The organism is Paenarthrobacter sp. CM16, from assembly GCF_013179505.1.
Taxonomy (GTDB): Bacteria; Actinomycetota; Actinomycetes; order Actinomycetales; family Micrococcaceae; genus Arthrobacter.
The window spans coordinates 1-9,173 of record NZ_JABMCX010000191.1 but is presented as its reverse complement, the minus strand read 5'-3'; the positions used below and the strand labels follow the sequence as shown (position 1 = coordinate 9,173).

The following is a 9,173-nucleotide window of genomic DNA, read 5'->3' as shown; positions in this document are numbered from 1 at the left end:
AGGTCAAGAACCCGCAGAAGACCCTGCCGCGCGGTATCTTCGGTGGCCTTGCGGTGGTTACGCTGCTGTACATCCTGGTCTCCCTCGCGTTGACGGGCATGGTTTCCTACACGCAGCTGGCCGAGGTTAAGAACCCCACCCTGACCACAGCCTTCGAGGCCGTGGGCAATACGGACGCTGCCAAGATCATCGCGTTCGGTTCCCTGGTGGGCCTGACTACGGTGATCATGGTGCTGCTCATGGGCCTGTCCCGCGTGGTCCTGGCCATGAGCCGCGACGGTCTCCTGCCGCGTTCACTGTCCAAGACCAGCGAAAAGCGCTCGACGCCGGCCCGCTTGCAGATCATCTGTGGTGCAGCCGTAGCCCTCGTGGCAGGGGTCACCAAGGTGGACCTGCTCGAGGAGATGATCAACATCGGAACGCTTTCCGCATTCGTGATGGTCAGCCTGGGCATCCTGGTGCTGCGTAAGAAGCGCCCGGACCTCAAGCCCGCCTTCCGGGTCCCGTTCGGCAAGGTCCTGCCGTGGGTGTCGGCAGTCCTCTGCTTCTACCTCATGACCAACCTGGCCGTGGAAACCTGGATCTTCTTCGCGATCTGGCTGGTCATCGGTATGGCCATCTACTTCGCCTACGGCCAGCGTCACTCGCGGCTCAACGAGAAGTTCGCCGCAGCCAAGGCCTCGGTGGACGGTACTCCTGAAAGCACCCAGCGCAAGGGCGACGAGGACGAGGACAGCTACACCAAGGTCTAGTCCAATCCCCGCAGCTGGTCAGACAGCTGCGGGAAAGGCAGCTGCGGGAAAGGCAGCCCACAGCCGCAGCAAGTTCGTTCATTAACTGCTCCCCGGAAGTCGACCTGAGAAATTCGGGCCTGACTCCCGGGGAGCAGTTTTTGCAACGAAAGGTATCTGGGAATTAAAGACTTCGTGTTGGGGCGAACCACCAAGGTGGCCCCACTGTTGTGCGTGATGCCTCTCCTGAAACTGTTAGCGAGTCGCCATCAATGGTTTCAATGCGGAGGTTTTGGTCAGTGTCAAGCAGCACATTCCTGACGGTGGCGGCGTTCAGTTCCACGGCGGAAATCATCCAGCTGGTCCCGTCGGAGTCCCCAGAATCCGTGGTCTCGTTAATCGTCCATTGAGCATCGATATAGAGGCGGGTTTCCGTCGGAGGTGTTTGTCGGTTATCGCAGAAAACAACGAACGGCCATGACTGGCGCATGCCAACTTCAATGACGAAGCAATCCACTAGATTCATGACGTCCATACCGACAGGCTATTTCATCCACTTCTGTTTGGCCCATTGGCACGTTCCGGGCAGTAGCCGTGCAGTCACGGCGCCGCATGCTCGCTTACCCAATCAACCAGTGGCCTCAGCACTTCCCAGCGGGCAGCGATCTCATCCTTGGCTGCGGGAGTGGCCAACCAGTCAGGTTCGCCCACCTCAACGCCCGCTGACAGGGACTTGTGCTTGAGCAGTTCCCCGCGGGGATGGTCCTTGTCGAAACCCCGCGGAACTGTCTTCAGTTTCTCGCCCTCGATGGCGAAGCCGGCTCCTGCCACCGCATCGATGATCTCCTGCAGCTCCAGTCCGCTGTCAGGAGCGTCCACTGCGGCCCGGAATCGCGCCAGTTGCGCCGGGGTGTGGGAGTGGTAGCCGCCACCGATCAACAGGCCGTCGGCACTGATCTGGAGGTAATAGCCGACGCCTTCCTGGCCTGCAGCGAAGGCCCCTTGGGCAGTCTTGTACGGTGACTTGTCCTGGGAGAACCGGACATCACGGTTGGGGCGAAAAATCTTGGCCGGGCCGAACTGCGGCTCCAACTCCGTAAGGAGGGCGGTCAGCGGCCCTTTCACTTCGGCGTCGTACCTCTGTTTATTCTCCAGCCACCACTCACGGTTGTTGTTCTCTTCAAGCTCGGCGTAAAAGCGGAATGCGGCAGTAGGGATGCCTTCGAATGTGCTCATAGAAGGATCCTAGAGACGCCACTACCGGCCCAGCCATAGTCCAAGGCAGCTATGTGGAAAAACAAAAAGATCACCCCGCTGCGGAGATCCGCAGCGGGGTGATCAGGTAAAGCAGTGGAGCAAAAGACGCTTAGAGCTTGTTGGCTGCTTCGGCGTCGGACTCGGTCTGGCCTGCACCGAGGTTGGCGCGGAGCTTGGCGCCGAGCTCGGAGTCAACGTTGGTCCAGTACTGGATGGCGCGTTCCTTGATGTCGGCGTTCTTCACGCCGCCAACGGCACCGGTGATGGTGTCCAGGAGGCGGGCCTTGGCAGCGTCGTCGTAGACCTCGCGGTACAGGGTACCGGCCTGGCCGAAGTCGTCGTCCTCAGCGTGCAGGGTGTGGGCGGAGAGGGTGAGCTCGCCGTCGTTCTCCCAGCCACCGGCCGGTGAGGTGGGCTCAACAGCAGCCGGGCCACCCACGGAGTTCGGTGCGTACACCGGAGTGGAGGGGGAGTTGAACAGGAAACGTCCCTGGCCATCCTGGCTGTAGTTGTTGACCTGGTTCTTGGGCTGGTTCACCGGGATCTGGGCGTGGTTGGTACCCACGCGGTAGCGGTGTGCGTCAGCGTAGGAGAAGATGCGGGCCTGCAGCATCTTGTCCGGGGAAGCGGCAATGCCCGGTACGAAGTTCGACGGCGCGAAGGTGGCCTGCTCGATCTGCGCGAAGTAGTTCTCCGGGTTCTTGTTCAGCTCCATGGTGCCCACGTGGATCAGCGGGTAGTCAGAGTGCGGCCACACCTTGGTGAGGTCGAACGGGTTGAAGCGGTACGTCTTGGCGTCCTCGTAAGGCATGACCTGGACGTGCAGTTCCCAGGAGGGGAAGTTGCCGTCGGCAATGTTCTCCTGGAGGTCGCGGATGTAGAAGTCAGCGTCCGAGCCGGCAAGCTGCTCAGCCTGGTCACCGGTGATGGTCTTGACGCCCTGGTTGGACTTGAAGTGGTACTTGACCCAGAAACGCTCGCCGGCGGCGTTGATCCACTGGTAAGTGTGCGAGCCGTAGCCCTGCATTTCACGCCAGGAAGCCGGGAGGCCGCGGTCGCCCATGAGCCAGGTGACCTGGTGGGCAGACTCGGGGGAGAGGGTCCAGAAGTCCCACTGCATGTCAGCGTCACGCAGGTGGCTGCCCGGGAGGCGCTTCTGGGAGTGGATGAAGTCCGGGAACTTGATGCCGTCGCGGATGAAGAAGACGGGGGTGTTGTTGCCAACGAGGTCGTAGTTGCCCTCGGAGGTGTAGAACTTCACGGCGAAACCGCGGGGGTCACGCCAGGTGTCGGGAGAACCGTTCTCGCCTGCAACGGAGGAGAAGCGGATCAGCATGTCCGTCTCGACGCCCGGCTGCAGGAAGGCTGCCTTGGTGTAGGCCGAAACGTCCGAGGTGGTCTTGAACGTACCGAATGCGCCGCCGCCCTTGGCGTGCACTACACGCTCCGGGACCCGCTCGCGGTTGAACTGTGCGAGCTTCTCCACCAGGTAGTGATCGGTGAGGATGATGGCACCGTCAGCGCCGACGGACTTCGAGTGCGCGTCGGAGGTTACGGGGGCACCTGACTGGGTTGTTGAAATGGCAGTCATTGTTCTCCTTTTTCTTATTTCTGAGTTACGGAAGTTACGGGAAGCTGTTGTTTGGACTGGCAGTCCTGGCAGATGCCCTGGTACAGGACGTCTGCGATCTGGATGGTCATGGGCTTGGAATTCTCATCCCAGTGCGGGGTGAGGCACGGTGCGTGGCCCACGGCGCAATCGACGTCCTCCACCTTGCCGCAGCTGATGCAGACGGCGTGATGGTGGTTGTCACCCACCCGGGTTTCGTAGAGTGCCGGGGAGTGCGGGGGTTCGAATCGGCGCAGCATCTGAAGGTCCGTGAGGTCGCTGAGCACTACGTAAACGGACTGCGCCGTCAGTTCAGGAAGCTCTTTGCGGGCAGCGGCAAGGATGCCTTCTGCCGGAGAGTGCGGATGGTGCTGGACTGCGGCGAGCACCGCCAGCCGCTGTTTGGTCACACGCCGGCCATGGGCATGCAGGGCTGCTGCCCATTCTGCTTGCTCGGCGGTGTGATCTGTCATGCATTCATTGAAACACTTATTTTGAGGAGTTCACAATAAGGCAAGGCTAACTTCTGGTGAATCCAGGAAGTCTTCCAGTGGATTCACCACTTCGGCGGCAGATCGGCCCAATGCATGGACCCGCAACGGCGCTCCGGGCTCTTGGCCTTCCAAGGCAACACAACTGATTCCACTGAAACCTCCGGGGACGGGAAGAACGGCCAACGCTGCACCGATCGCCAGCAACTCTGCCGGACGCACCTCGCTGATGGCTGCAAGTTTCCTGGCAGGTTCCAGTACGGTGTGGCGTGGTCCTGCGTCCACGGCCCGGACCAGGGGACCGGGAACAGGCTCGACGGCGGCAACGGGCTCGACGGCGGCAGCTGCTTTAGCATCCGGCCCCGCCGCAACCTCCGGCCGGGCAAGCCGCAAAGACTCACGCATAGCAGCGTCGGTGGCCTCCATATCGTGGTCCGCTTCGCCGGTCCGGCGGTGGGCCGGAAGCGACAACTGGTGTCCCGGCGTCGTGGTTTCTCCGTCCCATCGCCCGAACAGGTGGAACGTTGGCGTGGAAGATTCCGCTACGGGCTCCCCGATTGCCGAACCCAGGGGGTGCCATTGGTGGGCGAACATGATGGCGCACCGGGTGGAGCCAAGGACATCTGCCAGGGCGGCGCGGGCCAGTCCGTGGCAGAAAAGCCAGTCGGCGGCTGAAGGGTGGGCGAATTCTGTTGAGGGGTCTGAGAGCCTGATCAGCACATGTCCTGCGGTGAGGGGGTGACGTGGCCTGGCTATCTCCCAAAAAGCCGAACGGTACAGCAATTGCCGCGATGTGCGCATGTCAACTCCTTCCCCGGGGTGAGCCTACCAAGCGGAGCACCACAGGTGGGAAGAAAGCGTTGGACGGTCCTCACATCCCGTCCTTGATTGTCACGACTGGCCAGCGAATAGGGGGGCGTACGTTGCCTACGATGCAAAGCACCCGGTGCCTTAGCCCTGCCTGCGGCGAGCGGCCCGTAGGCTGGGAACGGAACACGATAACCGGTGTCGGCGTTAATCCTTACAGAATCCGTGCCAGAGCCGATGAAAGAGGCAAGAGCAACCGTGCATAAACACAACAATGGACTCAAGACCGCAGCGCTTTTCGGTGTGCTGTGGGCGGTGTTGTTGGGTTTGGGCGCCATCATTGCCGCAGGAACGCGCAGCACCACGCCCATCTGGATCATGGCATTGATCGGTGTGGGCACCACCGCCTACGGATACTGGAACAGCGACAAGATCGCCATCCGCTCCATGGCCGCCTACCCGGTCACTGAAGCCCAGGCTCCGCAGCTGTACCAGATCGTCCGGGAGCTCTCTGTGAGGGCCAACAAGCCGATGCCGCGGATCTACCTCTCGCCCACCATGACCCCCAACGCCTTTGCCACAGGCCGCAATCCCAAAAATGCCGCCGTGTGCTGTACCGAAGGGATCCTGCACCTGCTCGATGCCCGCGAGCTACGCGGTGTGCTGGGCCACGAACTGATGCACGTCTACAACCGTGACATCCTGACGTCGTCGGTGGCGGCCGCAGTGGCCGGCGTCATCACGTCCGTGGGCCAGATGCTGCTCATCTTCGGCAGCGGGGACCGCCGCAACGCCAACCCGCTGGCCACCATCGCCATGGCGCTGCTGGCACCATTTGCCGCATCGCTGATCCAGATGGCCATCTCCCGCACGCGGGAGTACGACGCCGACGAAGACGGGGCCGAGCTCACCGGCGACCCCCTGGCACTCGCCTCAGCCCTGCGCAAGATTGAATCCGGCGTCACCCAGCTGCCGCTCCCGCAGGACCAGAGGCTGGTCAACGCGTCCCACCTGATGATCGCCAACCCCTTCCGTGGCGGCGGTATGCGAAGGATGTTCTCCACCCACCCGCCCATGAAGGAACGCATCAGCCGCTTGGAGCGGATGACCGGGCGCCCACTGTCCTAGGTTCCCGTTGAACGCGGTCAGGCGAAAAGCCCTTCGCCGATGAAGCCGCCCTGCTGCACACCCGGAGGCACCGCAAAGAGCCCGGAGCCGGTGTGCTTCAGATACTCCACGGAGAGGGTGTCGCTCTTGGCCAACGTCAGCTGCATGGGGACATAGTGGGTCCGGGGATCCTTGACGAACGCTATGAAGAATAATCCGGCATCCAAGTGGCCCAGCCCATCCGAGCCATCCGTGAAGTTGTAGCCGCGGCGCAGCATCCTGACGCCGGCATTTTGGTCCGGGTGGGCCAGTCGCACGTGGGCATCGAGGGGAATCAGGGGATCGCCGTTACGGCCGGCCAGGGTGAAATCGGGTGCGGTAACTCGTCTCCGCCGGACAGCGGCGCGCCCGCTCCCTTGGTCCTGCCGATCAGCCCTTCCTGTTCGCGCAAAGAGGTCCGGTCCCAAATTTCGATGTGCATCTGGATCCTGCGGGCCACCAGGTAGCTGCCGCCGGTCATCCATTGCTCGCCCGCGGGGCCGGAGCCCACCCACACGTGCTCATCAAGCAGCGTGTTGTCTTCGACCTTGAGGTTGTTGGTGCCGTCCTTGAAACCGAAGAGATTCCGGGGCGTCACTTGCGCGCGGGACGTCGAAGACGTTCGGCCAAAGCCCAGCTGCGACCACCGGACCCGGACCTTTCCAAAGCCGATCCTGGCGAGGTTGCGGATGGCATGGACGGCTACCTGGGGGTCATCGGCGCACGCTTGGATGACGATGTCGCCCCCGGTTCGCCCCGGTTGAAGATCGTCGCCCGGGAAGTGCGGAAGATCAATCAAAGCTTCAGGACGCCGGCCGTCCAGTCCGAACCGCGGTTTCCCGTCCTTCTCGAACAGTCCGGCGCCAAATCCGAACGTCAGCGTCAGCTTGGCGGCCGCCAGGTCCAAGGCCTCGCCGGTGTCTTCCGGTGGAGCATCATAGGGCCCGTCCACCGCGCCGGTCCTGCCCGTGGGGTTGCCGGTGGTCATGGCTTCAGCCGCGGCCGTCCAGTCTTTGAGGAGCTTGATGAGTTCCTTGCGATCCTCGGTAGTGACATCGAAGGCAGCCATGTGCAACCGGTCCTGCGCCGGGGTGGTGATGCCGGCCTGGTGATCGCCAAAGAACGGCACCACGGACTCCCCGGTGCTGGTGTCAGCGGCTGCCGCGCCCGCGGTCAGGGCGTCATGGGCCAGGAAGCCGGCGGCCAGCCCGGCCACGGCCCCGGCACCCCCGACCCCCGCAAGGGAGAGCAAGCCGCGTCGGGACATGCCTTTGGTGGCGGTTCCAGCGGCGGCGCCAGCACCGCCGTCGGACGCTTCCCGGGAGTTTACGACGGCGGCCGGCTCGCCGGAACGTTCGACGCCGGCGGACTCGCCCCGGCGTTCAGCCTCAGCAGGGTTGCTGCCGGGATCGCCGGTGTGCCCGAAGGGGCAGCCGCTCATAGCACCACGGCTGCGGTGAGCTTGGAGAGGGGCTCACCCAGCGAATCGACCAAGGCCGCAAGCTGCTGGACCTGCTCCTGGCTTAGCTCGTTGTAGTAGACAAAGCCGTCACCCTTGGCGTGCTTCTTGAGCTCGGTTTGCAGGGCCGTGAATTTCTCGTCCAAGGAAGTGGCGAGCTCGGCGTCCTTCTGTTCAAGGGCCGGCCTCAGGTTCTCGAAAGCGATGCGGGCGCCGTCGACGTTGGCCTGGAAGTCCCAGAGATCGGTGTGGGACCAGATCTCCTCTTCACCGGTGACCTTGCCCGTGGCAACTTCATCCAGGAGTTCCTTGGCACCGTTGCCGAGCTTGTCCGGGGTCAGTTCCACCGTGCGGGTGCGGGTGACCAGGTCCTCGGTGTCCGTCACCAGTTGCGTGGAAATGGCAGTGCGCTCAGCCTGAGTCATGGCTGTGTACTCCGCCGGCGGGAAGAGGTCCTTCTCCGCACGGTGCCAGCCGGTCCATTCCTGGCCGGGCTCAAGGTCGGCTTCGCGGGCATCGAGCTTGGGGTCCAGATCGCCGAAGGATTCTGCCACGGGTTCGATCCGCTCCCAGTGCATGCGGGTGGAAGCGTAAAGATCGCGGGCCTTGGCTGCGTCCCCTGCGGCAAAGGCCTCAGCGAAGGCCTTGGTCCCCACGATCAGCTGCTCTGTCTGGTCCTTGACGTAGGCGGCGTACTGCTGGGAACCGTTGTCCAGGAGCTTCTGGAAATCGGCGTCCACGGTGGGCTTGTTGCCCGACTCGGTGACCTCAAAGGAAGCGCGGATGCCTTGTCCTTGCATGCCCGGTTTGCAGGCCGTGTTGTACTTGCCGGCCGGAGCTGTGACCACCAGGTTGCGGGTGATGCCGGGCCCGATGTTCTCCACTTCACCCAGGATCCTCAGTCCGTCCTCAGCCAGCAGGTAGAACTCCGTGACCTCGGTGCCCTCATTCTTCACAGCAAAGGTCAGGTTGCCGCTGGGTGCGGTACCCGTGGAGACCTTGCACTCGTTGGCGGTGCTGCTGACCTGGATGGGACCGTCCGTGGCTCCGGTGGCCTTGGTGTTGTCTGTGCAGCCGGCAAGTACCAAGGGCACGGCCGCGGCTGCGCCGATCACGGCAAGGGTACGGCGGAGGTTGGCTGATCCGAGCATGGGTGGGTTCCTTCTGGTTGGAGGTAGGCGCGGGGCAGGAGTTGCCCGGAAAGACCGGGGGCGTTACCGCTGGGTTGCTACCGCAGGGATTGAAGCGGGGTTTGCGGCCTTGGGCGGCGACGCACGGTTGGCCCGGAGGTAGAGGAACAGTACCGGAACCACATAGAGCACCCACGCTGCCGCTTCCAGCCACGTGGTGGCGGGAGAGAAGTTCAGGGTGCCCTTGAGCAGGGTGCCGTACCAGGACGACGGCGGGATGGCTGCGGAGACGTCAAAGGCCAGGTTATTCAAACCGGGAAGAATGCCCGCTTCCTGGAGATCGTGGATTCCATAGGCCAGGACGCCGCCGGCAATGATGATCAGGCCAACGCCCGTCCACGTGAAGAACCGGCCAAGGTTCACTTTTAGGACACCCCGGTGCAAGAGGTACCCCAGGCCGGCCGCGGTGATCAGGCCCAGCAAAGCGCCCAGGAGGGGCAAGGTGGTTTCACCGGTGGCCTGGGCTGCAGCCCAAATGAACAA

9 protein-coding genes and 1 pseudogene are annotated in these 9,173 nt (G+C 63.1%); 2 read left to right on the top strand and 8 right to left on the bottom strand.

Features of this window, described 5'->3' with window-relative positions; genetic code table 11:
- A partial coding sequence (locus HP499_RS16135; RefSeq protein WP_172325240.1) for an APC family permease occupies positions 1-752 on the top strand: 752 nt, incomplete at its 5' end.
- Positions 753-915: 163 nt separating this feature from the next.
- Here HP499_RS16135 and HP499_RS16130 read toward each other — a convergent pair.
- The 5 genes from HP499_RS16130 to HP499_RS16110 all read right to left on the bottom strand — a co-directional run bounded on the left by HP499_RS16130 (position 916) and on the right by HP499_RS16110 (position 4,889).
- Positions 916-1,266, bottom strand: a complete 351-nt coding sequence (locus HP499_RS16130) for a hypothetical protein (RefSeq protein ID WP_172325239.1) — start codon at positions 1,264-1,266, stop codon at positions 916-918.
- 65 nt (positions 1,267-1,331) lie between these two features.
- Complete coding sequence (locus tag HP499_RS16125) at positions 1,332-1,967, bottom strand: DUF2461 domain-containing protein (protein ID WP_172325238.1); 636 nt, start codon at positions 1,965-1,967, stop codon at positions 1,332-1,334.
- A gap of 130 nt (positions 1,968-2,097) precedes the next feature.
- A complete protein-coding gene (locus HP499_RS16120; protein WP_026539710.1) occupies positions 2,098-3,579 on the bottom strand; it encodes a catalase in 1,482 nt (493 codons plus the stop codon).
- 14 nt (positions 3,580-3,593) lie between these two features.
- A complete protein-coding gene (locus HP499_RS16115; protein WP_017199873.1) occupies positions 3,594-4,070 on the bottom strand; it encodes a Fur family transcriptional regulator in 477 nt (158 codons plus the stop codon).
- Between the two features lie 30 nt (positions 4,071-4,100).
- On the bottom strand, positions 4,101-4,889 hold the full coding sequence (locus tag HP499_RS16110; RefSeq protein ID WP_172325237.1) for a hypothetical protein: 789 nt from the start codon (positions 4,887-4,889) through the stop codon (positions 4,101-4,103).
- Positions 4,890-5,153: 264 nt separating this feature from the next.
- Between HP499_RS16110 and htpX the strand changes: the two genes are divergently transcribed.
- Entirely contained in the window at positions 5,154-6,023 is an 870-nt protein-coding gene (gene htpX, locus HP499_RS16105) for a zinc metalloprotease HtpX (RefSeq protein ID WP_172325241.1), read from the top strand.
- A 17-nt stretch (positions 6,024-6,040) separates the two neighbouring features.
- Here htpX and efeB read toward each other — a convergent pair.
- From efeB to HP499_RS16090, 3 genes and pseudogenes are all read right to left on the bottom strand, one after another.
- A pseudogene (efeB, locus tag HP499_RS16100) lies at positions 6,041-7,482 on the bottom strand (iron uptake transporter deferrochelatase/peroxidase subunit).
- Complete coding sequence (gene efeO, locus HP499_RS16095) at positions 7,479-8,651, bottom strand: iron uptake system protein EfeO (RefSeq protein ID WP_172325236.1); 1,173 nt, start codon at positions 8,649-8,651, stop codon at positions 7,479-7,481. Before efeO ends, efeB begins: the two are co-directional and overlap by 4 nt.
- A 63-nt stretch (positions 8,652-8,714) precedes the next feature.
- Positions 8,715-9,173 (bottom strand): FTR1 family protein (locus HP499_RS16090; protein WP_172325235.1); only part of this gene is annotated, 459 nt, incomplete at its 5' end.